The sequence below is a fragment of the Pseudomonas sp. UBA6276 genome, from assembly GCF_002438365.1.
In the GTDB taxonomy this organism is placed as follows: domain Bacteria; phylum Pseudomonadota; class Gammaproteobacteria; order Pseudomonadales; family Pseudomonadaceae; genus Aquipseudomonas; species Aquipseudomonas coleopterorum.
Genome location: NZ_DJUS01000053.1, coordinates 28,999 through 52,318, shown reverse-complemented (window position 1 = coordinate 52,318; position 23,320 = coordinate 28,999). Strand labels below are relative to the sequence as shown.

Sequence of the window (23,320 nt, the reverse complement as noted above, 5' to 3'; positions counted from 1 at the left end):
AAAAACCCGCCTTATGGCGGGTTTTTTCGTTTTGGCACCTTGAAGAAGACGGGCATGAACGGATCGAATTCGGCGATCACCAAACGTACTTGACGCTGGTCAGCAACGTGCGTCGCATGCCAGGGTAGCACTCGTAGGAGTCGTCACAGGTGGCCACATACTCGGTATTCAACAGGTTTTGCGCGTTGACCGAGACAGTCACGTGTTTGTTGATCGGATAGCTGGCGCCGGCATCGAACAGGGTGTAGTTGTCGATGTGATAGGTATTGCCGTTGTCGCCATACAGCACGCCGGTGTACCGGACACCGCCACCCAGGCTCAGTCCCTTGAGCGGGCTGTCGTCGAACGTGTAGTTCAACCAGGTGGACGCCATGTGCTTGGGCACGTTGGCTGGCCGGTTGCCTTCGTCGCCACGATTGCTCCTGGTGATTTCAGCGTGGGTGTAGGTGTAGGACGCAATCAGGTCCCAGTGCTGATCCAGCCGCGCCTTGATCTCGGCTTCGATGCCGCGCGATTGCTGCTCGCCCGACGCAACGGTGAAGCCGGTGTTCACACCACCAATGATTTCAGTGGTCAGCACATTGGTCTTGGTCAGGTCATAAGCAGACAGGGTCATCAGGATGGCATCGCTGGGTTGGTATTTCACACCCACTTCCCATTGATGCGCCGTGCTGGGGTCGAACGCACTACCGCTGCGGTCGGTGCCGGTATTGGGCGTGAACGATTCGGCGTAGCTGACGTAGGGCGCCAGACCAAACTCCGTGAGATAGGTCAAACCCAGGCGTCCGGTAAAGGCAGTGTCCTTCTGGTTCGATGAGGCACCTACATGGTTGTCCAGGTCGTTGCGAACATAGTCATAGCGCCCGCCGGCCGTGAGAATCCAGCGATCGTCGAACTTGACCTGATCCTGAATGTAACCGCCCGCCTGTTCGATGGTCTGGTCGTAATCGATCGAGCTCAGACTGTTGCCAGCGCTGGGACGAGCGATCGCCAGGCCATACTGTGGCGCAGTCAGGTTCAGGCTTGGCGCTCGGGTGCGCCAGCGCGAGATATCGGCGTCTTGCCAGGTGTAGTCGACGCCCATCAGAAGGGTGTGGCTCAGTGGGCCGGTGGTAAAATCGGCTTGCAATTGGTTGTCGAGGTTGAACGTGTTCAGGTGCTGATCGAAGCGGTCGGCGATCCGTGTCACATTGCCTGTGGTGGTGTCGACAGCGGCCGGTAGCAAGTTCTGGAAGATCAAGTCGACCTGTCCGTAGCGGGCGTTCTGGCGAAACTCCCAAGTATCGCTCAGCCGATGGCGGAATTCGTAGCCCAGACTGAATTGCTCCTGGTCCAGATGGTTGAAGCTGTGATCGCCCATCAGCGTGTTGGTGGTATGACCGCTCGGCGTGCTGTAGGCGAATAGCGAGCCGCCGTTCGAATCGCGCATGAAGTCGCTGAGCATGGTCAGGCTGGTGTCTTCGTCCGGCGCCCAGGTCAGAGACGGCGCTATGTACAAGCGGTCGTCCGTCAGCGCGTGGCCATCCGCATAATCCACCTGGGTATCGGCTTCGCGGGCGAGGCCAATCATACGGTAGATCAGATGTTGGTCGTCGCTGAGCACACCGCCCACATCGAACTGGCCTTGCAGGCGATCATGGTTACCACCGGTCAACTGCACTTCGTTGACGTGGTTGGCCTCGGGTCTCTTGCTCACACGGTTGATGATGCCACCCGCGTCCCCTTGACCGAACAGGCTGGAGGCCGGGCCTCGTACGACGTCTATGCGCTCCAGAGAATAGGGTTCGCTGCGGAAAAACGCGTAGCTGTTGTTCTGCTGACGCAGCCCGTTGAGATAGTCACTGCTTGCCTGGCCGTTGAAGCCGCGGATATACAACCAGTCAAAACCCTTGGGGTCCAGGCCGTAGGCTTCCACTTTGACGCCGGGCACGTAACGCAACGCTTCGGTGACGGTCTGCACGCCTTGGGCCTGCATCTGCTGACGGGTCACTACCGAGATCGACTGCGGGATCTCGATGATAGGTGTATCGGTCTTGGTACCTGCACTGCTACGAATGGCCACGTAACCCTCCACCGGGCTGGCAGCTGAGTCAGCCGATCTGCCGGTGATGTTCGTGGGGTCCAATTGCAGCGTTGCGTCGATGACAGGGATCAGCGAGTAGCTGCCGTTGCTCAGCGGCACGGCTTGCAATTTGCTCGCGGACAACAACTGGCGCAAGCCTGAGTCCACGGTGTAAACGCCATGCAGACCCGGCGAGCGTTGTCCTTGTGCCTGGGCTGGATCGAAAGACACATTGATTTGCGCCGCAGTCGCGAACTGCGCCAGCGCGGCGTTGACCGTGCCGGAAGGGATATCGAACTGACGGGTCGCGGCCGTCTGCCCCCAGGCGGGCGCAGCGTTCATGACCGAAGTCAGCGGTGCGCCCAACGCGATGCCGAGCAACGTGCGGCGCACGATGCGGGTCAGTGACGGAGGTCGTTGAGTGATTGGCTTGTGTCCGGACATACCGTTTCCTTTCGCCCAGTGGCAGTAGAGTGACAGCGCCGTGTGATGCGCTTCTATCTACCAAGTCGAATGAAAACTGGAATCGGCAACCCCAAGCGGCTATTTATTTTGTGGTATTGGTTCAGACCGACTCCACGCGCGTCCAATAACGGCTGAATCGGCGAATACGCACGGGCAGGGTCGAGGAAAGGTTTTCCAGGATCGTATCGATATTGCGCAACTGAAACGCCCCCGAGATGCGCAACTCTGCGATCTGCGCCTGACAGCCCAAATGCCCGGGACGGTAGCGTTGGAGCTCGAGGATCAAATCTTCCAGCCGCCAGTTGTTGACGACCAGCATACCGCGAGTCCAGGCGTCGGCGTCGGGGCTTGCAGCCTGCACGTTGCCCATTCGGTCCTGGTTGAACCACATTTGCTGGCCCGCCTCCACCCGCACGGTCGGCGTGAGAATTGCGCTGCGTACTTCCACGGCCTGTTCGAGCACGCAGACTTGGGTTCGAGCGTCCAGGCGGCGCACGATAAAGCGTGTACCCAGCGCGCGGATGCTGCCTTCTTGGGTGTGCACCACAAACGGCCGTGCCAGAGAATCGCGCGCCGTTTCCACGAGGATTTCTCCATTGAGCAGTTGCAGCTCGCGAAGGCTTGGGCCGAAGTGGATGTTCACCGCGGTGGCGGTATTGAGGCGTACCTGACTGCCATCTTCCAGGGACAGGCTTTTGCTTTCACCCGTCATGGTGTGCTCATCCGCTATCAATGACGGCAGGGCAGTGTTACGCCAGGCCAACGTGCCTGCCCCTCCGGCCGCGAGCAGTAGCGACAGCACCTTGAGCGCTTCGCGGCGTTTGATTCGAGCACTTTTGAGCGTTGGCTCGGCCATTCCAGGGCCGATCCGATCAAAGCGTTCCTGTAATCGGATCAGCCTTTCCCAGGCCTGGCGATGGCCGGGCGCACTCTCAAGCCAGCGCAGATGCGCTTCCCGAGTGGCGTTATCGGCGTCATCACATCGCAAATCGACGTACCAGCGCGCGGCGGCTTCTAGGATCGCGGTCTCCAGTGCCACGTTTTAATCCTCGGTGGCTAACAAACAATGCATCAAAGCGCGCACCGCGTGTTTCTTGACGGTGTTGACCGATACCTGCAGTTGCCGACCGATTTCCACATAGCTCAAGCCATCCAGGTGGGCCATCAGGAAAATCTGTCGAGTTCGAGCACCGAGGCCGTGCAGAATTCGGTCGATTTCCAATAGCGTTTCAATGATCAGAAGGCGTGTTTCCGGCGAAATATCCAACGCTTCGGGTCGGGATGCCAGGGTTTCCAGATACGCCTGCTCCACCGTGCGGCGCCGGAACATATCAATCATCAGGCTACGTGCGATGGTGCTTAAATACGCACGCGGCTCACGCAGTTCGTGGGCCTTGCGCTGGGTCAGTACCCGCATGAAGGTGTCTTGCGCCATGTCAGCCGCGTGATCGACGCAGCCCAGGCGCTGGCGCAGCCAACCACACAACCAGCGATGATGATCGAGGTACAGGGTGTGTACGGTCTGTTTATGCAGGGGATCGACGCAAGACATGGCTCAAACCTAGGAAGGCTTATGTGATAATGACTCTCATTTTCGTGTTTGCCGGGTTATTTTGCAATGCTGGAAACCGGGCCGGTCTGCGTCATTTCGACTGTAAATCAGTCACAGCGATGGGACGACCTGTTTCAGTCGTGAGCGCCGACCACGTCGTCGGCGAAGTGAGGATCATTTCTTACGTCCGACTCCATGCAAGCTATCTATCCTCAAGCCTTCGCACCCGAACTTTCCCCCGCCCTCCTCGCTCATAACAACACACCCATCACCTGGCCACCTGCCATGGACCTAGTCGTCGCGCGTCCCGAAGGTTTGTATTGCACCGCCGGGGATTTCTATATCGACCCGTGGCGGCCCGTCGAGCGTTCGGTGATCACCCATGGTCACGGCGACCATGCGCGGACCGGCAATGAACATTATCTGGCGGCAGCGCCGGGCGAAGGCATCCTGCGTACCCGTCTTGGCCAGGACATCAATCTGCAGTTGCTCGAGTACGGGGAAGTCCTGCAGCACAATGGCGTGACGCTGAGCTTTCATCCGGCCGGACACGTGCTGGGCTCGGCCCAGGTTCGCCTGGAATACAAGGGTGAGGTGTGGGTCGCTTCCGGTGACTATAAAGTCGAGCCGGACGGTACGTGCGCGCCCTTCGAGCCGGTGCAATGTCACACCTTCATTACCGAATCGACGTTCGGCCTGCCGATCTATCGCTGGCAGCCGCAGGCGGAGATTTTCGAGGAAGTGAACCAATGGTGGCGTGCCAACGCCGAGCAAGGCAAAGCCAGCGTTCTGTTCGCCTACGCGTTCGGCAAGGCTCAGCGCTTGCTGCACGGCATCGATGCCAGCATCGGGCCGATCCTGGCGCACGGTTCGGTGGAGCCGCTAAACAGGGTCTACCGTGATGCCGGCGTCTACATCCCGGAAACCCAGTACGCCGGCGACTTCAAGAAAACCGACCCGGCGTTGCGCAATGCTCTGATCATTGCGCCGCCCTCGGCGGGTGGCAGTACCTGGATGCGCCGTTTCGGCGACTACAGCGATGCTTTCGCCAGTGGCTGGATGCGTCTGCGCGGTACCCGTCGGCGCCGCGGTGTGGACCGTGGCTTCGTGCTGTCCGACCACGCCGACTGGCCAGGGCTGCTGTGGGCCATCGAGCAGACCGGGGCCGGGCGGGTCATGGTGACTCACGGCTCGGTGGAAGTGCTGGTGCGCTACCTGCGCGACATCGGTCTGGACGCCCAGGGCTTCACCACCGAATACGGTGACGAAGAGGAACCTCAGGAGACCGCGTCTTGAAAGCGTTCGCACAGTTGTATGCCAATCTCGACGAAACCACTTCGACCAATGCCAAGCGTCAGTTTCTGGAAGACTACTTCCGTCAGGCACAGCCGGCCGATGCCGCTTGGGCGGTGTATTTCCTCTCCGGCGGCCGACCCCGGCAACTGGTGGCGACCAAGGTCTTGCGTGAGTTGGCCATCAAGCTGGCGAACGTGCCTGAATGGTTGTTCGAAGAAAGTTATCAGGCGGTAGGCGATCTGGCCGAGACGTTCTCGCTGCTGCTGCCCGAAGCAGAACAGACCAGCGACGAAGGCCTGGCCTGGTGGCTGGAGAACGCCCTGCTGCCCCTGCGCGGGCTGCCACCTGAAGAATTGCACGAGCGCTTACCGCCGCTGTGGGCTCAGCTGGACCGCGCCAGCCTGATGCTGTGCCTGAAGCTGATCACCGGCAGCTTCCGCGTGGGCGTTTCGAAACTGCTGGTGACCCGAGCACTGGCGCAGATGGCCGGTCTGGACAGCAAACGCGTGGCCCAGCGCCTGGTGGGCTACACCGACCTTTCGCACCGTCCGGTTGCCGACAGCTACCTCAAGCTGATCGCCGAGGAATCCTCGGACGAGCATGCCCAGCGTGGCGGCCAGCCGTACCCGTTCTTTCTCGCTCATTCGCTGCAACAACCGGTCGATCAGTTTGACACCCTGCTGGGCCCCAGCAGTGACTGGCAGGTGGAGTGGAAATGGGACGGGATTCGCGCTCAGCTGGTCAAGCGAGACGGACGCCTGTGGATCTGGTCGCGAGGCGAGGAGCTGGTGTCGGATCGCTTTCCCGAGCTGCATTCCCTGACCGCGAGCCTGCCCGACGGCACCGTGATCGACGGCGAGATCGTGGTCTGGAAAACACCGCCACCGGCGGATGTGGCGCCCGAGGATTTCAGCCTGGACGATGCATCGAGCACTTCGGCGGATACACCGGCGGTGCAGCCGTTCGCTCTACTGCAACAGCGCATCGGTCGCAAGACCTTGAGCAAGAAGATTCTCGAAGAGATTCCCGTGGTGGTGCTCGCCTATGACCTGCTCGAATGGCAGGGGGAAGACTGGCGCAGCCGTCCGCAACATGAACGTCGTACACAGATGGAACAGGTCATCGCGCAAGCGGCCGATCCGGTACTGCGTCCTTCGCCGGTATTGACCGGCGAAGACTGGCTGGATCTGGGCCGACAGCGTGAGGCGTCACGGGCACTGGGGGTCGAAGGCATGATGCTCAAGGCGCGCGATTCGCTCTATGGCGTGGGCCGAACCAAGGACATGGGCACCTGGTGGAAGTGGAAGGTGGACCCCTTCAGCGTGGACGCGGTTTTGATCTATGCCCAAGCCGGCCATGGGCGCCGGGCGAGCCTCTACAGCGACTACACGTTTGCCGTGTGGGACGGTCCGCCGGAAGCGTCCGAGCGCACGCTGGTGCCGTTCGCCAAGGCCTATTCCGGATTGACCGACGAAGAGATGCGCAAGGTCGACGCGATCGTGCGCAAGACCACCGTGGAGAAATTCGGCCCGGTGCGTAGCGTGACGCCGACGCTGGTATTCGAACTGGGGTTCGAGGGCATCGCCCTGTCCAAGCGTCACAAGAGCGGCATCGCCGTACGTTTCCCGCGCATGTTGCGCTGGCGCCATGACAAACCGGTGGCCGAAGCCGACAGCCTGGCGACCCTGCAGGACCTCTTGGCCTGACTGACTGAATGCACCGCCACGGTGCATTTTTTTGCCATGGATTATTTCGGGGCATTGCTTTACCAATGGCACGCGCTTCGAGCGAGCCGACGCGTGCGAGCCCGCAGAAAAGTTGCAGCGACGCGACACAACCTTACTCGAGCCGGTCTGCACTGGGACTATGGTGCGGAAATTGCTATCAGAATGATGTCTGGCACTCGCCGGTAACGCACATCGCCCTCACCCAACGCATTCAACTGGTTTTAAGGACTGCACGATGAAAAAAGCATTGCTGACCCTTTCTGCTCTGGCCCTGGCGTTCTCGGCCGGCAGCGCGATGGCCAAGGAATACAAGGAGTTGCGTTTCGGGGTCGATCCGTCCTACGCACCATTCGAATCCAAGGCAGCCGATGGCAGCCTGGTGGGCTTCGACATCGATCTGGGCAATGCCATCTGCAAGGAGCTGAAGGTCACCTGCAAATGGGTCGAAAGCGATTTCGACGGCATGATTCCAGGCCTCAAGGCGAAGAAGTTCGACGGAGTGATTTCCTCGATGACCGTGACCCCGGCCCGTGAGAAAGTCATCGACTTCTCCAACGAGCTGTTCTCCGGCCCGACCTCGCTGGTGTTCAAGAAAGGTGCAGGCCTGAGCACCGACCTGGCTTCGCTCAAGGGCAAGACCGTAGGCTACGAACAGGGCACCATCCAGGAGGCCTATGCCAAGGCCGTGCTGGACAAGGCAGGCATCAAGACCCAGGCCTACCAGAACCAGGACCAGGTCTACGCCGACTTGATCTCGGGTCGTCTGGACGCTTCGATCCAGGACATGCTGCAGGCCGAACTGGGCTTCCTGAAATCGCCGCAGGGCGCCGGCTATGAAGTCAGCGAGCCGATCGACAGCGAGCTGTTGCCGTCCAAGACCGCCGTGGGTATCGCCAAAGGTAACAAGGAACTCAAGGCGTTGATCGATAAAGGTATCAAAGCGTTACACGATGATGGCACCTACACCGAAATCCAGAAGAAGCACTTCGGTGAGCTGAACCTGTACAGCGGCAAGTAAATTCCACTGTGACAGCGCCCATTCCCACTCGGGGATGGGCGTTTTTTTGACCGGCACAGGCCAGATTCATGTTCGACGACCTTTTGCAGTACCTCGGGTTGTCCGCGTTCAGTTTGAAGGGCTTTGGCCCGCTGCTGCTCGAAGGCACCTGGATGACCATCAAACTGTCCCTGCTGTCGCTGCTGGTCAGCGTGGTACTGGGGCTGATCGGCGCCAGCGCCAAGCTGTCCGGTACGGCAGTGCTGCGCGTACCTGCCCAGCTCTACACCACCCTGATCCGCGGCGTGCCCGACCTGGTGCTGATGCTGCTGATTTTCTACAGCCTGCAGACCTGGCTGACCGGCCTGACCGAAGCCCTGGAATGGGACTACATCGAAATCGATCCTTTCGCCGCCGGAGTCATTACCCTTGGCTTCATCTACGGCGCCTATTTCACCGAAACCTTCCGAGGCGCCATGCTCGCCGTGCCACGCGGCCAGCTTGAAGCGGCTACGGCTTACGGCCTCAAGCGCGCGCAGCGTTTCCGCTACGTGGTCTTCCCGCAAATGATGCGTTATGCCCTGCCCGGCATCGGCAATAACTGGATGGTCATGCTCAAGGCCACGGCGCTGGTCTCGATCATCGGCCTGGCCGATCTGGTCAAGGCCGCCCAGGATGCCGGCAAAAGCACCTATCAACTGTTCTATTTTCTGGTGCTGGCCGCGCTCATCTATCTGCTGATCACCAGTGCGTCCAACATCGCCCTGCGCTGGCTTGAACGACGCTACAGCGCGGGCACCCGGGAGGCGCTGCGATGATCGAACTTCTTCAAGAATACTGGCGGCCGTTCCTCTATTCCGATGGGCAGAACATTACCGGCCTGGCCATGACCCTGTGGCTGCTCAGTGCCGCGCTGGTGATCGGCTTCGTGGTTTCGGTGCCGCTGTCGATCGCCCGCGTCTCGAGCCGGCGCTGGGTGCGCTGGCCGGTGCAGTTCTACACCTACCTGTTCCGCGGAACGCCGCTCTATATCCAGCTGCTGATCTGCTACACCGGCATCTACAGCCTGGAAGCCGTGCGGGGGCAGCCCCTGCTCAACGACTTCTTCCGCGACGCGATGAACTGCACGATCCTGGCCTTCGCCCTGAACACCTGCGCCTACACCACGGAGATCTTCGCCGGGGCGATCCGCAGCATGAACCACGGCGAGGTCGAGGCGGCCAAGGCCTATGGCCTGAGCGGCTGGAAGCTGTATGCCTACGTGATCATGCCGTCGGCCCTGCGCCGTTCGCTGCCCTACTACAGCAACGAAGTGATCCTCATGCTGCACTCGACCACGGTGGCGTTCACTGCCACCATCCCGGACATCCTCAAGGTCGCACGGGATGCCAACTCGGCGACCTTCCTAACCTTCCAATCCTTCGGCATCGCCGCGCTGATCTACCTGACCATCACCTTTGCCCTGGTCGGACTGTTTCGCCTGGCCGAACGCCGCTGGCTGGCCTTTCTCGGCCCGACGCACTAGGACCTGAACATGCAACACGACATTCATGAATTGCTGGCTCGCCTGCCCGGCTCCGCGCGCCAGATCCACAGCTTCAGCTACGGCCCGACGGGTGCCGGAAAAGTCTATATCCAGGCCTCGCTGCACGCCGACGAGTTGCCGGGGATGCTGGTCGCCTGGCACCTGCGCCAGCGTCTGGCCGAACTGGAGGACGCAGGACTGCTGCGCCAGCAGGTGGTCATCGTACCGATCGCCAACCCCGCCGGGCTCGATCAGATCGTCATGGACACGCCACTGGGCCGCTACGAGCTGGAAACCGGCGAGAACTTCAACCGGCGCTTCGTCGACCTGGCCGATCAGGTCGGCTGCGCCGTCGAGCCGCTGCTGGGTGATGATGAGGCACGCAATACGGCGTTGATCCGCACGCACCTGAGCCAGGCGCTGAACCAGTTGCAGCCGACCACAGCCCTGCAATCACAGCGCCTGACTCTGCAGCGCCTGGCATGCGATGCCGACATGGTGCTCGACCTGCACTGCGACTTCGAGGCCGTGCAGCATTTGTACACCACACCAGAAGCCTGGCCGCTGGTAGAGCCATTGGCACGCTACCTGGGCGCTCAGGCCAGCCTGCTGGCCACCGACTCGGGCGGGCAGTCGTTCGACGAATGCTTCAGTCTGTTCTGGTGGCAACTTCAGCAGCGCTTTGCCGAGCGTTTCCCGATCGCCATGGGCAGCTTTTCGGTGACCGTCGAGTTGCGCGGCCAGGGTGACGTCAACCACCCCATGGCCAGCGGCGACTGTCAGGCTATTCTCGACTACCTGGCCAGCACCGGGGCCATCGACCGCACGCCGGCACCGTTGCCTGCCCTGCTCGCCGCCGCTACGCCGCTGGCCGGCGTGGAACCGGTGACCGCGCCGGTGGGTGGACTGTTGGTGTTCACCGCGGTGCCCGGCCAGTACCTGGAAGCCGGGCAGTTGATCGCCGAGATCATCGATCCGCTGAGCAACATGGTCACCCCTGTGCGCAACCGCCAGCCGGGGCTGATGTACGCCCGCTCGCTGCGTCGCATGGCCACTGCGGGCATGCTGGTCGCCCATGTCGCCGGCACCCAGGCCTGCCGCAGCGGCTATCTACTTCAACCTTGAGGACCTGTTGCGCATGTACAAACTGACCATCGATGGCCTGCACAAAAGCTATGGCGACAACAAGGTGCTCAAGGGTGTTTCGCTCAAGGCCAGCACGGGTGACGTGATCAGCCTGATCGGCGCCAGTGGCTCGGGCAAGAGCACCTTTCTGCGCTGCATCAACTTCCTCGAACAGCCTGACGACGGTGCCATGAGCTTGGATGGCAAGGCCATTCGCATGACCACCGACAGTGGCGGCATGCGCGTCGCCGATGCCGAAGAACTGCAGCGCTTGCGCACGCGTCTGGCCATGGTGTTCCAGCACTTCAACCTGTGGAGCCACATGACCGTGCTCGACAACATCACCATGGCCCCGCGCCGGGTGTTGGGCGTCGACAAGGACGAAGCGCGGGAACGGGCGTTGCGCTACCTGGACAAGGTCGGCCTGCCGGAGCGCGTGGCCAGCCAGTATCCGGCCTTCCTGTCCGGTGGCCAGCAGCAGCGCGTCGCCATTGCCCGCGCCCTGGCCATGGAGCCAGAGGTCATGCTGTTCGACGAACCGACCTCGGCACTGGACCCGGAGTTGGTGGGCGAAGTGTTGAAGGTGATCAAAGGTCTTGCCGAGGAAGGACGCACCATGATCATGGTCACCCATGAAATGAGCTTCGCCCGTGAAGTGTCCAGCCAGGTGCTGTTCCTGCATCAGGGCCTGGTCGAGGAAGAAGGCTCGCCTGCACAGGTACTGGGCAGCCCGAAAAGCGAACGCCTGCGGCAGTTTCTCAGCGGCAATCTCAAATAACCCTCAGGCACCACACCCCTGTGGGAGCGGGTTCTACCCGCAAATGCCTACCCAGCAAATGGATCCCTTATAACCGATCGATCTAAAACTCTCGCTACTTGCCTCGGTCAGTTTCATACCTGGCCGAACTTCCATCGGCCTTTCCCCAACGGAAAAACCGGTAAGGACTTATGTGCGGATTAGCTGGTGAGTTGCGCTTCGATTTTCAACCTGCGGACCTTGCGGCCGTGGAACGCATCACCCACGACCTGGCCCCACGCGGCCCGGATGCCTGGGGCTTTCAGGCGCAGGGGCCGATTGCCCTGGGCCATCGTCGGCTGAAGATCATGGATTTGTCGGACGGCTCCGCGCAGCCGATGACCGATGCCCATCTCGGCTTGAGCCTGGCCTTCAACGGCGCCATCTACAACTTCCCCGAACTGCGCGCCGAACTGGAAGCGCTGGGCTATGCCTTTCATTCCGGTGGCGACACCGAAGTATTGCTCAAGGGCTACCACGCCTGGGGTGAAAAGCTGCTGCCCAAGCTCAATGGCATGTTCGCCTTTGCCATTTGGGAGCGTGACACCCAGCGCCTGTTCATCGCCCGTGACCGTCTGGGCGTGAAGCCTTTGTACCTGTCGCGCACCGACAAGCGCTTACGTTTTGCTTCGGCCCTGCCGGCGTTGCTCAAGGGTGGCGACATCAGCCCGATCCTCGACCCGGTGGCGTTGAACCACTACCTGAACTTCCACGCTGTGGTGCCTGCGCCGCGCACATTGATCGCGGGTATCGAAAAGCTGCCGCCAGCGACCTGGATGCGCATCGACGCCAACGGCAAGACCGAACAGCAGACCTGGTGGACCCTGCCCTACGGGCCTCATGCCGATGAAGCCAATCTGACTCTGGAAGATTGGCGCGACCGCGTGCTGGAGAGTACCCGTGAAGCGGTTGCCATTCGCCAACGGGCCGCCGTGGACGTCGGCGTGCTGCTCTCGGGCGGTGTCGATTCGAGCATGCTGGTGGGCCTGCTGCGTGAAGTGGGCGTGAAGGATCTGTCGACCTTCTCCATCGGTTTCCAGGACGCCGGTGGCGAGCGCGGCGACGAGTTCCAGTATTCGGACCTGATCGCCAAGCACTACGGTACTCAGCACCACCAACTGCGCATCGAAGAACGCGAAATCATCGAGCAACTGCCCGCCGCGTTCCGCGCGATGAGCGAACCGATGGTGAGCCACGACTGCATCGCCTTCTACCTGTTGTCACGCGAAGTCGCCAAGCATTGCAAGGTGGTGCAGAGCGGCCAAGGCGCCGACGAACTGTTCGCCGGCTATCACTGGTATCCGCAAGTGGACGGCGCCAGCGCTCCGTACCAGGCCTACCGCGATGCTTTCTTCGACCGCAGCTACGATGACTACGCTGCAACCGTCGCGCCCAAGTGGCTGACGGCGAACGATGCAGCCGGCGATTTCGTGCGCGAACATTTCGCCATGCCCGGTGCCGATGCGGCGGTGGACAAGGCGTTGCGTTTGGACAGCACGGTGATGCTGGTCGACGACCCGGTCAAGCGGGTCGACAACATGACCATGGCCTGGGGCCTGGAAGCGCGTACGCCGTTCCTGGATTACCGTCTGGTCGAGCTGTCGGCGCGCATCCCCGGCAAGTTCAAACTGCCTGACGGCGGCAAGCAAGTGCTCAAGGAAGCGGCGCGGCTGGTGATTCCCAGTGAGGTCATCGACCGCAAGAAAGGGTATTTCCCCGTGCCCGGTCTGAAGCATCTGGAAGGCGATACGCTGAACTGGGTCAGGGACCTGCTGCTGGACCCCAGCCAGGACCGTGGCTTGTTCAACCCGAACATGCTCGACCGCCTGCTGACCGACCCGCAAGGTCAGCTCACGCCACTGCGCGGCTCCAAGCTGTGGCAGTTGGCGGCGTTGAATCTGTGGCTCAGCGAACAAGGACTCTGATCGATGAAAGCTCACGCCACGGCCTTCAATCAGCGCCTGATGCGCGGCCAGTCGCCGTCGTACGAGCGGCTGCAGGCGCGCTTTGCCGAAGACGGCAACAGCGACGAACTGCAGCAGCGCCCGCTGCACTGCGGCTGGGGACGGCTGCTCGTCGGCCATACTTATCCGGACCCCGAAGCACTGGCTGCCGAACTGCTCAACGAGCAGCAGGGCGAGCGCGACATTGCTCTGTACGTGGCCGCGCCACAGCAGGTGTTGGCCCAAGCGCCGCAGCAGCTGTTTCTCGATCCGTCCGACACGCTGCGTCTGTGGTTCAGTGATTATCGGCCGGCACAGCGCGTCTTCCGTGGGTTCCGCATTCGCCGGGCGCAAACCGAAGGCGACTGGCAGGCCATCAACCAGTTGTACCTCAAGCGCAAGATGTTGCCTATCGATCAAAGCCTGCTGACACCCCGCCACCAGGGCGGCCCGGTGTACTGGCTGGCCGAAGACGAAGACACCGGCCATGTGATCGGCAGCGTCATGGGGCTCAACCACGCCAAGGCCTTTCGCGACCCGGAAAAAGGCAGCAGCCTGTGGTGCCTGGCGGTCGATCCGCGTTGCACGCGTCCGGGCGTGGGCGAAGTGCTGGTTCGGCATCTGGTCGAGCACTTCATGAGCCGCGGTCTGGCCTACCTGGACCTGTCGGTCATGCATGACAACCGTCTGGCCAAGAATCTCTACGCCAAGCTGGGCTTTCGCAACCTGCCCACCTTCGCCATCAAGCGCAAGAACGGCATCAACCAGAAGTTGTTCCTGGGGCCCGGCCCGCAGGCCGATCTGAACCCCTATGCGCGGATCATCGTCGACGAAGCGTTCCGTCGTGGCATCGACGTGCAGGTGGACGATGCCGAAGCCGGCCTTTTCACCCTGATCCATGGGGGTCGGCGGATCCGCTGCCGCGAGTCGTTGTGCGACCTGACCAGCTCGGTGAGCATGACCCTGTGCCAGGACAAGAGCCTGACCCACAAGGTGCTGCGGGCTGCTGACCTGAGCCTGCCGTCGCAGCAGCTCGCGGGCAGCGCCGACGACAACCAGGATTTTCTCGACGAACATGGTCGCGTGGTGGTCAAGCCGCTGGACGGTGAACAGGGCAACGGCGTGGCCGTTGACCTGAGTACGCTGGAGGAGGTGCAGGAGGCCATCGAGCACGCGCGTCAGTTCGACAGCCGAGTTCTGCTGGAAAGTTTCCATGAGGGCGTCGACCTGCGCATCGTGGTCATCGGCTACGAAGTGGTCGCAGCGGCCATCCGCCGTCCCGCGCAGATCATCGGTGACGGGCATACCAACATTGGCACCCTGATCGAGGTGCAGAGTCGCCGTCGCCAGGCCGCCACCGGGGGCGAAAGCCGCATCCCGATGGACCAGGAAACCCTGCGTACCATACAGGCTGCCGGTTTCGACATGGACAGCATCCTGCCCAGCGGCCAGCAGCTGACGGTACGCAAGGCCGCCAACCTGCACACCGGTGGGCACCTGGAAGACGTGACGCAGATTCTCCATCCAGTGCTGGTCGACGCAGCGGTGCGCGCAGCCCGCGCACTGGACATCCCGGTGGTGGGTCTGGACCTGCTGGTGCCGGCCGCCGACCAGCCGGAGTACGTGTTCATCGAAGCCAACGAGCGGGTGGGACTGGCCAACCACGAACCGCAACCCACGGCAGAGCGCTTCGTCGATCTGCTGTTTCCCCATAGCCGCCCGATGTAGCGGCCGTGCGTGGCGCTTGCCGGGTCAACCGTGCAGGCACCTCGCCCCTGTTTTACCGGGCCCGTGACACCCTCGCCGTCACCTCTATCCACCTCAGGAGTTTCCATGACTTCCAAAATTCCCGAACCGGATATCCAGTATCTCCAGAAAGTACTGCTGGAGATGCTTGCCATTCCCAGCCCTACCGGGTTCACCGATACCATCGTGCGCTATGTTGCCGAGCGTCTCGAAGAGCTGGGCATTCCGTTCGAAATGACCCGCCGCGGCACCATTCGCGCCACGCTCAAAGGCAAGCAGAATTCGCCGGACCGCGCCGTGTCCGCGCACCTGGACACCATCGGCGCCAGCGTGCGCGCCGTGCAGGACAACGGACGCCTGTCGCTGGCCCCAGTGGGCTGCTGGTCGAGCCGTTTCGCCGAGGGCAGCCGGGTCAGTGTATTCACCGACAACGGAGTGATCCGCGGCAGCGTGCTGCCACTGATGGCCTCCGGGCATGCCTTCAATACCGCCATCGACCAGATGCCAGTGAGCTGGGATCATGTCGAACTGCGTCTGGATGCCTATTGCGCGACCCGCGCCGATTGCGAGTCCCTGGGCGTCAATATCGGTGACTACGTGGCGTTCGATCCATTGCCCGAGTTCACTGACAGCGGCCACATCAGCGCCCGCCATCTGGATGACAAGGCCGGTGTTGCGGCGCTACTGGCATCGCTCAAGGCGATCGTCGAAAGCGACTACGAGCCCTTGATCGACTGTCACCCGCTGTTCACCATCACCGAGGAAACCGGCTCCGGCGCGGCGGCTGCCTTGCCTTGGGACGTCAGCGAGTTCGTCGGCATCGACATCGCGCCGGTTGCCCCGGGCCAGCAGTCGAGCGAGCATGCCGTCAGCGTGGCGATGATGGACTCCGGTGGTCCCTACGACTATCACTTGTCTCGGCACCTGTTGCGCCTGGCCGATGAAAACGAATTGCCCGTGCGGCGCGACTTGTTTCGCTACTACTTCAGCGACGCCCATTCCGCCGTTACCGCTGGCCATGACATTCGTACGGCACTGTTGGCGTTTGGCTGCGATGCCACCCACGGCTATGAACGCACCCACATCGACAGCTTGAGTGCGCTCAGCCGGATTCTCACGGCCTACATGCTCAGCCCGCCGGTGTTCGCCAGCGATGCCAAGCCCAACACCGGCTCGCTCGAGCGCTTCAGCCATCAACTGGAGCACGATGCGCAGATGGAGTCGGACACTCGCGTGCCCGCGGTTGAAGACGTACTGGGGCAGAAAACCAGTAGCTGAGAAGCCTGATGCGCTCGTCAGTGCCCGCGCCACCCTGCTCTTGCCGTCAGGCTTCGGACACCGGGGTGCGCGGCACTGTTACACTGCGCGCCTACCCTGCGAGCACCTGACATGCTGATTCCCTACGACCATCTCGAAGCCGACACCCTGACCCGCCTGATCGAAGATTTCGTGACCCGGGACGGAACCGACAACGGCGACGAAACGCCGCTGCAGACCCGGGTCGAACGCGTGCGTCATGCGCTGGGCAAGAAACAGGCGTTCATCGTGTTCGACCCGGAAAGCCAGCAGTGCACACTCATGCTCAAGCACGACATAGCGCCCGAGCTGTTCGACTAAGACTTACACCACAGGCACCTGCTTGGCGTGTTTGCCGTGTTTCTCCTGGATTCGTCGATAGACCTCGGCACGGTGCACCTCCACGTCCTTGGGTGCCTGAATGCCGAAGCGCACGGTGTTGCCGCGCACGTCCAATACCTTGATCCAAACGTCATCGCCGATGGAGATGAGTTCGCCCACATGTCGCGTCAATACCAGCATGGCTTTGTTCCCTCAAATGAATGCTTCTTGAGGGTGGACCCTGTTTTCCCGCACCACAAGGCAATCAGGGCAATACAGTTTAAGCCTACGAAAGTTAGTAAATTCCCTGTCAGATATTTCGTACTTACTCGCACTTACAAGGGACATGGAGTAGAAAGTTGTACCCTTCCATACACTTTCAATCATCTTGTATGGATATTTACACACTTTCAAACCTTGGGCAGGCTTAAGCCTGTTGCAATCTCGGCCCCCAGAGGATAAGGCTCGCACCCAAGACACAAAGCAGAGCGCCCATCCAGTCAAACATCTGCGGGCGCACCCTTTCGACCACTGCCAACCACCCCAGCGACGCAACGATGTAGAGGCCGCCGTAGGCCGCATAGGCACGTCCGGCATAGGCTGCTTCGACCCGGGTAAGCACCAGCGCGAAACAGGTCAGGCTCAACAGCCCGGCCACCGCCCACCACGCGCTTTTATCCAGCCGCAGCCAGAGGTAAAAGGCGTAGCAGCCGGCGATCTCGAAAAGCGCGGCCAGTAGAAACCAGCAATAGTTGAGCATCTGAGGCATCCAGCTAAATATCAGAGCGCCAGCATACGACAGCGCATCCATCGCAGAAACATTTTTTAATCTTTGGGACTTTTTATGACGCGCCACAGTCCGACCTATTAAGCAGTCGAGCGCTGCGTGGCTTTACTGACGAATCTTCTCACTGTCCACATAAGGAAATCGCCATGGGCACCATACTGATCATCGTTCTGATTCTGCTGTTGATTGGCGGATTGCCAGTATTCCCGCACTCCAGAAGTTGGGGCTACGGTCCGTCGGGTATCATCGGTACCGTACTGATCATCCTGCTGATTCTGGTATTGCTCGGCAAGATATAGCCTTGCAGGTGTGCAGGCCTTCTGGGGCAGCGCGCCAGGAATGAAAAATCCGATGCCCTTGCGGGCATCGGATTTTTTTGCGTTGCAATGGGTGCGGGTATCAGTGCGAGACTGCGCCGCTGGAACCCAGACCGGTCTGCGAGCGTACGAACTGCGGGTAGAACAGTGCGCGCTCTTCGTCGGCGGCTGCCGACTTGTCGGTGATCGAGAAGAACCAGATACCCACGAAGGCGATCGCCATCGAGAACAACGCTGGGTACTCGTACGGGTAGATCGGCTTGTCGTGGTGCAGGATCTGCACCCAGATGGTCGGGCCGAGGATCATCAGCGTCACCGCGCTGATCAAGCCCATCCAACCACCGATCATGGCGCCACGGGTGGTCAGCTTCTTCCAGTACATGGAGAGCAGCAGCACCGGGAAGTTGCAGCTGGCCGCGATCGAGAACGCCAGGCCCACCATGAAGGCGATGTTCTGGCTTTCGAACGCGATACCCAGGCCGATCGCCAGGACACCGAGGCAGACAGTGGTGATCTTGGAGACGCGGATCTCGTCCTTGTCGTTGGTCTTGCCCTTCTTGATGACGCTGGCATACAGGTCGTGGGACACCGCCGAAGCACCGGCCAGGGTCAGGCCGGCAACGACCGCCAGAATGGTGGCGAACGCTACGGCCGAAATGAAGCCCAGGAAGATGCTGCCACCCACGGCATCGGCCAGGTGGACCGCAGCCATGTTGTTACCGCCGAGCAAGGCGCCAGCGGCATCCTTGAACGCCGGATTGGTGCTGACCAGCAGGATCGCGCCGAAACCGATGATGAAGGTGAGGATGTAGAAGTAGCCGATGAAACCGGTCGCGTACAGCACCGACTTGCGGGCTTCCTTGGCATCGGACACGGTGAAGAAGCGCATGAGGATGTGCGGCAGGCCGGCAGTACCGAACATCAACGCCAGGCCCAGCGAGAACGCCGAGATCGGATCCTTCACCAGCCCGCCGGGGCTCATGATGGCCTCACCCTTGGCGTGTACCCTGACCGCTTCGGAGAACAGCATGTTGAAGTCGAAGTTGACGTGCTTCATCACCATCAGGGCCATGAAGGACGCGCCGGACAACAGCAGTACCGCCTTGATGATCTGCACCCAGGTGGTCGCCAGCATGCCGCCGAACAGTACGTACAGGCACATCAGGATGCCCACCAGAACCACCGCCACGGCATAGTCGAGGCCGAACAGCAGCTGGATCAGCTTGCCNNTGCCGGCACCGACCATCTGCGCGATCAGGTAGAACGCCACCACCACCAGCGAACCACAGGCTGACAGGGTGCGGATTTCCTTCTGCTTCAAACGATAGGACGCGACGTCGGCAAAGGTGTACTTGCCCAGATTGCGCAAGCGCTCGGCGATCAGGAACAGGATGATCGGCCAGCCCACCAGGAAGCCGATGGAGTAGATCAGGCCATCGTAGCCGGAGGTGAACACCAGCGCGGAAATGCCCAGGAAGGATGCCGCCGACATGTAGTCGCCAGCGATCGCCAGGCCGTTCTGGAAACCGGTGATCTTGCCGCCTGCCGCGTAGTAGTCCGCCGCCGACTTGTTGCGCTTGGAGGCCCAGTAGGTGATGCACAGCGTGGCACCCACGAACAGCACGAACATGACGATCGCCGAGACGTTGAGGGGCTGCTTCTGCACCGCGCCGGTCAGCGCTTCGGCAGCCATCACGCTTGGGGCCAGGGCGAGTGCGCCCATTGTTGCCAATAGACGCCGCATCATTGCTTGGCCTCCTGCAGGATCAGACGATTCAGGTCGTCGAACTCGCCGTTGGCGCGCTTGACGTAGATGGCGGTCAACACGAAGGCGGAAAGGATGAGGCCGACACCGATGGGGATGCCCCAGGTGATCGACGATCCCGGACTGAGCTTGGCGCCCAGAATGTGGGGGCCATAGGCGATCAACAGGATGAAGGCCGAATACAGTCCGAGCATGATCGCCGAAAGTATCCAGGCAAACTTCTCCCTCTTTCTCACCAGCTCCTTGAAACGCGGGCTGTTTTGAATCGAGAGGTAAATGCTGTCGTTCATTGTTTTTGTCCTCGCAGCATAGATGGATAGAACGTATTCCACTTTAGGCTGCTCTGGGGCGCACTCCAGACGACCTTAGTAGTAGATCGGGGCTCGCAGACGCAAAAAGGTCGCCCTGGGGCGACCTTTCATGGTTCAACGTAGCAGCGGTCAGTGGCCGCGAAGGCTGCACCGGGGTTGACCCGATATAACGCAGTACCTGATTCGCGGCCGATGACCGCTCCTACAGGGAGGGGTTACTTGGCGGTCCACTCGGCCACACGGTCCGGGTGCTTGGCGACCCAGTCCTTGGCGGCAGCGTCAGGCTTGGCGCCGTCCTGGATGGCCAGCATCACTTCGCCGATCTCGTCCTTGGACGACCACTGGAATTTCTTCAGGAAAGCTGCGACCTCTGGCGCCTTCTTGTCCAGACCCTTGCTGCCAATGCTGTTGACCGTTTCCGCCGCGCCGTAAACGCCCTTCGGATCTTCCAGGAAGCGCAGTTTCCACTTGGCGAACATCCAGTGCGGAACCCAGCCGGTCACGGCAATGGACTGCTGGGCGTTTTCGGCGCGCGTCAGTTCCGCAATCATGCCTGCACCCGAGCTGGCCTGCAGCTTGTAGCCGGACAGACCGTAATCCTTGATCGCCTGTTCGGTCTTGAGCATGACGCCGGCGCCGGCGTCGATACCGACGATGCGGTTCTTGAAGGTGTCGTCGGTCTTGAGGTCTTCGATGCTCTTGGCCTTGACGTATTCGGGCACGATCAGGCCGATCTTGGCATCTTTGAAGTTGGGGCCGTAGTCGACCACCTTGTCCTGGTTCTTGCTCCAGTACTCGCCATGGGTCACCGGCAGCCAGGCCGACAGCATCGCATCGAGTTTGCCGGTGGCCACGCCCTGCCACATGATGCCGGTGGCAACTGCCTGCAGCTTCACGTCGTAACCCAGCTTCTGCTTGATGACTTCGGCGGCGACATGGGTGGTGGCAACGCTGTCCGACCAACCATCGACGTAGCCGATGGTGACTTCCTTGGCGGCAGCACTGGCCCAGCTGCAGCCCATGGCCAGAACCAGAGCAGCACTGGCTCCGAGAACTTTCTTCATGCTCATTCTGCTTCCCCGATAAGGCTGCGCGCGACGAATGCCGCACGGCAAATGTTGGCGTACTGATCATCGACTTCACGCGCCGATGATCATGCTCCACCTACGACCTTGAACCGTCGAGAAACGACATGGCCGGCCTTGCGGTCCGGCCGGGGGAACTCAGCTGTGCATGCCGCGGCCGCTGACCAGCAGCTTCACGCAGGCGAAGTACAGCACCACCGTGGCCACCAGCATGAACGCCACCGCTACGCCGATGCTGATATCCGAAACGCCGAGGATACCGTAACGGAAAGCGTTGACCATGTGCAGCACCGGGTTGGCCAGCGACACCGTCTGCCAGAACGGCGGCAGCAGGCTGATGGAATAGAACACCCCGCCCAGGTAGGTCAACGGCGTGAGCACGAAGGTCGGCACGATGGAGATGTCATCGAAGTTGCGCGCGAACACCGCGTTGATGAAGCCGAGCATCGAGAAGATCGTAGCCGTCAACAGCACCACCAGCACGGTGATACCCAAGTGATGCACCTGCAGATCGGTGAAGAACAGCGACAGCACCGTGACGATGATCCCCACCATCAGGCCGCGCAGCACACCGCCCGCCACATAGCCCACCAGAATGGTGTGCGGCGACAGCGGTGACACCATCAGCTCCTCGATGGAGCGCTGGAACTTGGCGCCGAAGAAGCTGGAAACCACGTTGCCGTAAGAGTTGGTGATCACCGACATCATGATCAGCCCCGGCACGATGTACTCCATGTAGCTGAAGCCACCCATGCCACCGATCTGCTTGCCGATCAGGTTGCCGAAGATGACGAAGTACAGCACCATCGTGATGGCCGGGGGCAGCAGCGTCTGCGGCCAGATCCGCGTGAAGCGGCGCACTTCGCGGTAGATGATCGTCTGCAGGGCGACCATATTGGCCTGAAATTCGGAACTCATACCGCAACCTTCCTCAGATTCTTCTCCACCAGGGACACGAACAGCTCCTCCAGGCGATTGGTCTTGTTGCGCAGGCTCAGCACCGGAATGTTCAGCAATGCCAACTGGCCGAACAGCGAGGTGATGCCGATCTCCTTGTCGACCTGCACTTCCAGGGTCTGCGGATTGACCAGCGTGCAGGGGTAGCCCTGCAACTGCGGCGCAGCCTTGAGCGGTTGCCCCAGATCGAGCAGGAAGGTCTCCACGTGCAGGGTGCCGAGCAGATCGCGCATGCTGGTGTTCTGGACGATGGTGCCGTGGTCGATGATGCCGATGTTGCGGCACAGCTGTTCGGCTTCTTCCAGGTAATGGGTGGTAAGGATGATGGTGATGCCTTTCTCATTGAGCTCGGTGAGAAAGCTCCACATCGAGCGGCGCAGTTCGATGTCCACGCCTGCGGTGGGCTCGTCGAGAATCAGCAGGCGCGGCTCGTGGATCAGCGCCCGCGCGATCATCAGGCGGCGCTTCATGCCACCGGACAACGATCGCGACGGCGTATCGCGCTTGTCCCACAGCCCCAGTTGGGTCAGGTACTGCTCGGCGCGCTCCTTGGCGACCTTGGCTGGAATGCCGTAGTAGCCCGCCTGGGTCACGACGATGTCGAAGGTCTTCTCGAACTGGTTGAAGTTGAACTCCTGGGGCACCACGCCGATGCTGCGCTTGAGCGCGGCCGGCTGGCGGTCCAGGTCGTTGCCGAAGATGTTGACCGTACCGCTGGTCTTGTTGACCAGGGTGGAAAGGATGCCGATGGTGGTCGATTTACCTGCGCCGTTGGGGCCCAGCAGTGCGAAGAAGTCGCCTTCCGCTACGTCGAGATCGATGCCACTGAGGGCCTGAAACCCGTTGCCGTAGGTTTTGGTCAACTGTCGAATGGACAGAGCAGAACTCATAAGGGGTCTATACGCCGTGTTGAGAATGGTGATGAAGTGAGGGCGACTGCGATGATTTGCAACCAGATGTGTGTGAACGGACGCCATGATGGGCGCCGTCTCCACTGTCGTAAAGTGACCGTTGTCGATAGTGGACATCAGTCTCACGCGTGCCGCGTCTGGGTATCCACATAGGGCCACAACCGCTGGCGAACGTTCCGGGCAACTGCCCACCGCCATGCGCTGTGCGAACTCCCCTACCCCGCAATGGTCACTATCCAGGCAAGACCTGGATCTGTCCCACACCGAAGCTACGTGCCTGGCCACCGTTTTTTCCGTGTGCCGTCGTTGTATCGACGGCGTCCGCAGGTGGTTCGT

General features: G+C 61.1%; 22 protein-coding genes. 12 read left to right on the top strand and 10 right to left on the bottom strand.

Translation table 11 applies throughout. From position 1 onward, the window contains the following. Nucleotides 1–76: 76 nt before the first annotated feature. The 3 genes from B2V21_RS06325 to B2V21_RS06315 form a co-directional block, all read right to left on the bottom strand. On the bottom strand, nucleotides 77–2,506 hold the full coding sequence (locus B2V21_RS06325) for a TonB-dependent siderophore receptor (RefSeq protein WP_286916352.1): 2,430 nt from the start codon (nucleotides 2,504–2,506) through the stop codon (nucleotides 77–79). A gap of 121 nt (nucleotides 2,507–2,627) precedes the next feature. Beyond that, a complete protein-coding gene (locus tag B2V21_RS06320; protein WP_286916351.1) occupies nucleotides 2,628–3,566 on the bottom strand; it encodes a FecR domain-containing protein in 939 nt (312 codons plus the stop codon). Nucleotides 3,567–3,569: 3 nt separating this feature from the next. Beyond that, nucleotides 3,570–4,079 carry a sigma-70 family RNA polymerase sigma factor gene (locus B2V21_RS06315; RefSeq protein WP_090356845.1) on the bottom strand — a complete coding sequence of 170 codons (510 nt, stop codon included), beginning with the start codon at nucleotides 4,077–4,079 and terminating at the stop codon, nucleotides 3,570–3,572. 285 nt (nucleotides 4,080–4,364) lie between these two features. Between B2V21_RS06315 and B2V21_RS06310 the strand changes: the two genes are divergently transcribed. The 11 genes from B2V21_RS06310 to B2V21_RS06260 all read left to right on the top strand — a co-directional run bounded on the left by B2V21_RS06310 (nucleotide 4,365) and on the right by B2V21_RS06260 (nucleotide 16,851). After that, nucleotides 4,365–5,375 carry a ligase-associated DNA damage response exonuclease gene (locus B2V21_RS06310; protein ID WP_286916350.1) on the top strand — a complete coding sequence of 337 codons (1,011 nt, stop codon included), beginning with the start codon at nucleotides 4,365–4,367 and terminating at the stop codon, nucleotides 5,373–5,375. Then, complete coding sequence (locus tag B2V21_RS06305) at nucleotides 5,372–7,081, top strand: ATP-dependent DNA ligase (protein ID WP_286916349.1); 1,710 nt, start codon at nucleotides 5,372–5,374, stop codon at nucleotides 7,079–7,081. The genes B2V21_RS06310 and B2V21_RS06305 overlap by 4 nt, the downstream gene beginning before the upstream one ends. Before the next feature lie 256 nt (nucleotides 7,082–7,337). Continuing rightward, nucleotides 7,338–8,120 carry a transporter substrate-binding domain-containing protein gene (locus B2V21_RS06300; RefSeq protein ID WP_049861470.1) on the top strand — a complete coding sequence of 261 codons (783 nt, stop codon included), beginning with the start codon at nucleotides 7,338–7,340 and terminating at the stop codon, nucleotides 8,118–8,120. A gap of 68 nt (nucleotides 8,121–8,188) precedes the next feature. Further along, on the top strand, nucleotides 8,189–8,917 hold the full coding sequence (locus tag B2V21_RS06295; RefSeq protein WP_282347868.1) for an ABC transporter permease: 729 nt from the start codon (nucleotides 8,189–8,191) through the stop codon (nucleotides 8,915–8,917). Next, on the top strand, nucleotides 8,914–9,624 hold the full coding sequence (locus tag B2V21_RS06290) for an ABC transporter permease (protein ID WP_049861472.1): 711 nt from the start codon (nucleotides 8,914–8,916) through the stop codon (nucleotides 9,622–9,624). Before B2V21_RS06295 ends, B2V21_RS06290 begins: the two co-directional genes overlap by 4 nt. A gap of 9 nt (nucleotides 9,625–9,633) precedes the next feature. Beyond that, nucleotides 9,634–10,749, top strand: coding sequence for a succinylglutamate desuccinylase/aspartoacylase family protein (locus B2V21_RS06285; protein ID WP_286916348.1), 1,116 nt, complete (start codon nucleotides 9,634–9,636; stop codon nucleotides 10,747–10,749). 13 nt (nucleotides 10,750–10,762) lie between these two features. After that, nucleotides 10,763–11,527: an ABC transporter ATP-binding protein gene (locus B2V21_RS06280; protein WP_049861474.1), complete on the top strand. Its 765-nt coding sequence runs from the start codon at nucleotides 10,763–10,765 to the stop codon at nucleotides 11,525–11,527. A gap of 170 nt (nucleotides 11,528–11,697) precedes the next feature. Then, nucleotides 11,698–13,470, top strand: a complete 1,773-nt coding sequence (locus B2V21_RS06275) for an N-acetylglutaminylglutamine amidotransferase (protein WP_286916347.1) — start codon at nucleotides 11,698–11,700, stop codon at nucleotides 13,468–13,470. A gap of 3 nt (nucleotides 13,471–13,473) precedes the next feature. Then, nucleotides 13,474–15,216 (top strand): N-acetylglutaminylglutamine synthetase, encoded by a 1,743-nt coding sequence (gene ngg, locus B2V21_RS06270; protein WP_286916346.1) that lies wholly within the window; start codon nucleotides 13,474–13,476, stop codon nucleotides 15,214–15,216. Nucleotides 15,217–15,321: 105 nt separating this feature from the next. Next, nucleotides 15,322–16,512 (top strand): osmoprotectant NAGGN system M42 family peptidase, encoded by a 1,191-nt coding sequence (locus B2V21_RS06265; protein ID WP_056843330.1) that lies wholly within the window; start codon nucleotides 15,322–15,324, stop codon nucleotides 16,510–16,512. Between the two features lie 111 nt (nucleotides 16,513–16,623). Next, nucleotides 16,624–16,851 (top strand): YheU family protein, encoded by a 228-nt coding sequence (locus B2V21_RS06260; protein WP_043187253.1) that lies wholly within the window; start codon nucleotides 16,624–16,626, stop codon nucleotides 16,849–16,851. Nucleotides 16,852–16,854: 3 nt separating this feature from the next. Here B2V21_RS06260 and csrA read toward each other — a convergent pair whose 3' ends face one another. After that, nucleotides 16,855–17,052 (bottom strand): carbon storage regulator CsrA, encoded by a 198-nt coding sequence (gene csrA, locus B2V21_RS06255; protein WP_049861478.1) that lies wholly within the window; start codon nucleotides 17,050–17,052, stop codon nucleotides 16,855–16,857. Between the two features lie 226 nt (nucleotides 17,053–17,278). Further along, nucleotides 17,279–17,611 (bottom strand): YnfA family protein, encoded by a 333-nt coding sequence (locus B2V21_RS06250; RefSeq protein ID WP_049861557.1) that lies wholly within the window; start codon nucleotides 17,609–17,611, stop codon nucleotides 17,279–17,281. A gap of 167 nt (nucleotides 17,612–17,778) precedes the next feature. Here B2V21_RS06250 and B2V21_RS06245 point away from each other — a divergent pair, with 167 nt between their 5' ends. Continuing rightward, nucleotides 17,779–17,937, top strand: coding sequence for a DUF3309 family protein (locus tag B2V21_RS06245; protein ID WP_090356827.1), 159 nt, complete (start codon nucleotides 17,779–17,781; stop codon nucleotides 17,935–17,937). A 100-nt stretch (nucleotides 17,938–18,037) separates the two neighbouring features. Here B2V21_RS06245 and B2V21_RS06240 read toward each other — a convergent pair whose 3' ends face one another. From B2V21_RS06240 to B2V21_RS06220, 5 genes are all read right to left on the bottom strand, one after another. After that, complete coding sequence (locus tag B2V21_RS06240) at nucleotides 18,038–19,702, bottom strand: cation acetate symporter (RefSeq protein WP_286916345.1); 1,665 nt, start codon at nucleotides 19,700–19,702, stop codon at nucleotides 18,038–18,040. Further along, entirely contained in the window at nucleotides 19,699–20,010 is a 312-nt protein-coding gene (locus tag B2V21_RS06235; RefSeq protein ID WP_049861480.1) for a DUF485 domain-containing protein, read from the bottom strand. The genes B2V21_RS06240 and B2V21_RS06235 overlap by 4 nt, the downstream gene beginning before the upstream one ends. A gap of 236 nt (nucleotides 20,011–20,246) precedes the next feature. Further along, on the bottom strand, nucleotides 20,247–21,101 hold the full coding sequence (locus B2V21_RS06230; protein WP_049861481.1) for a glycine betaine ABC transporter substrate-binding protein: 855 nt from the start codon (nucleotides 21,099–21,101) through the stop codon (nucleotides 20,247–20,249). 153 nt (nucleotides 21,102–21,254) lie between these two features. Next, on the bottom strand, nucleotides 21,255–22,034 hold the full coding sequence (locus B2V21_RS06225) for an ABC transporter permease (RefSeq protein ID WP_286916344.1): 780 nt from the start codon (nucleotides 22,032–22,034) through the stop codon (nucleotides 21,255–21,257). Next, nucleotides 22,031–22,963: an ABC transporter ATP-binding protein gene (locus B2V21_RS06220; RefSeq protein ID WP_049861483.1), complete on the bottom strand. Its 933-nt coding sequence runs from the start codon at nucleotides 22,961–22,963 to the stop codon at nucleotides 22,031–22,033. Before B2V21_RS06220 ends, B2V21_RS06225 begins: the two co-directional genes overlap by 4 nt. Between the last annotated feature and the right edge of the window lie 357 nt (nucleotides 22,964–23,320).

Excerpts from the sequence above, each read along its gene's own strand:
- B2V21_RS06280 (WP_049861474.1), top strand. The coding sequence starts at position 10,763 with ATGTACAAACTGACCATCGATGGCCTGCACAAAAGCTATGGCGACAAC.
- B2V21_RS06310 (WP_286916350.1), top strand. The coding sequence starts at position 4,365 with ATGGACCTAGTCGTCGCGCGTCCCGAAGGTTTGTATTGCACCGCCGGG.
- B2V21_RS06235 (WP_049861480.1), bottom strand. The coding sequence starts at position 20,010 with ATGAACGACAGCATTTACCTCTCGATTCAAAACAGCCCGCGTTTCAAG.
- B2V21_RS06290 (WP_049861472.1), top strand. The coding sequence starts at position 8,914 with ATGATCGAACTTCTTCAAGAATACTGGCGGCCGTTCCTCTATTCCGAT.
- B2V21_RS06300 (WP_049861470.1), top strand. The coding sequence starts at position 7,338 with ATGAAAAAAGCATTGCTGACCCTTTCTGCTCTGGCCCTGGCGTTCTCG.
- csrA (WP_049861478.1), bottom strand. The coding sequence starts at position 17,052 with ATGCTGGTATTGACGCGACATGTGGGCGAACTCATCTCCATCGGCGAT.
- B2V21_RS06225 (WP_286916344.1), bottom strand. The coding sequence starts at position 22,034 with ATGAGTTCCGAATTTCAGGCCAATATGGTCGCCCTGCAGACGATCATC.
- B2V21_RS06325 (WP_286916352.1), bottom strand. The coding sequence starts at position 2,506 with ATGTCCGGACACAAGCCAATCACTCAACGACCTCCGTCACTGACCCGC.
- B2V21_RS06295 (WP_282347868.1), top strand. The coding sequence starts at position 8,189 with ATGTTCGACGACCTTTTGCAGTACCTCGGGTTGTCCGCGTTCAGTTTG.
- B2V21_RS06265 (WP_056843330.1), top strand. The coding sequence starts at position 15,322 with ATGACTTCCAAAATTCCCGAACCGGATATCCAGTATCTCCAGAAAGTA.
- B2V21_RS06315 (WP_090356845.1), bottom strand. The coding sequence starts at position 4,079 with ATGTCTTGCGTCGATCCCCTGCATAAACAGACCGTACACACCCTGTAC.
- B2V21_RS06220 (WP_049861483.1), bottom strand. The coding sequence starts at position 22,963 with ATGAGTTCTGCTCTGTCCATTCGACAGTTGACCAAAACCTACGGCAAC.
- B2V21_RS06275 (WP_286916347.1), top strand. The coding sequence starts at position 11,698 with ATGTGCGGATTAGCTGGTGAGTTGCGCTTCGATTTTCAACCTGCGGAC.
- ngg (WP_286916346.1), top strand. The coding sequence starts at position 13,474 with ATGAAAGCTCACGCCACGGCCTTCAATCAGCGCCTGATGCGCGGCCAG.
- B2V21_RS06260 (WP_043187253.1), top strand. The coding sequence starts at position 16,624 with ATGCTGATTCCCTACGACCATCTCGAAGCCGACACCCTGACCCGCCTG.
- B2V21_RS06250 (WP_049861557.1), bottom strand. The coding sequence starts at position 17,611 with ATGCTCAACTATTGCTGGTTTCTACTGGCCGCGCTTTTCGAGATCGCC.
- B2V21_RS06230 (WP_049861481.1), bottom strand. The coding sequence starts at position 21,101 with ATGAGCATGAAGAAAGTTCTCGGAGCCAGTGCTGCTCTGGTTCTGGCC.
- B2V21_RS06285 (WP_286916348.1), top strand. The coding sequence starts at position 9,634 with ATGCAACACGACATTCATGAATTGCTGGCTCGCCTGCCCGGCTCCGCG.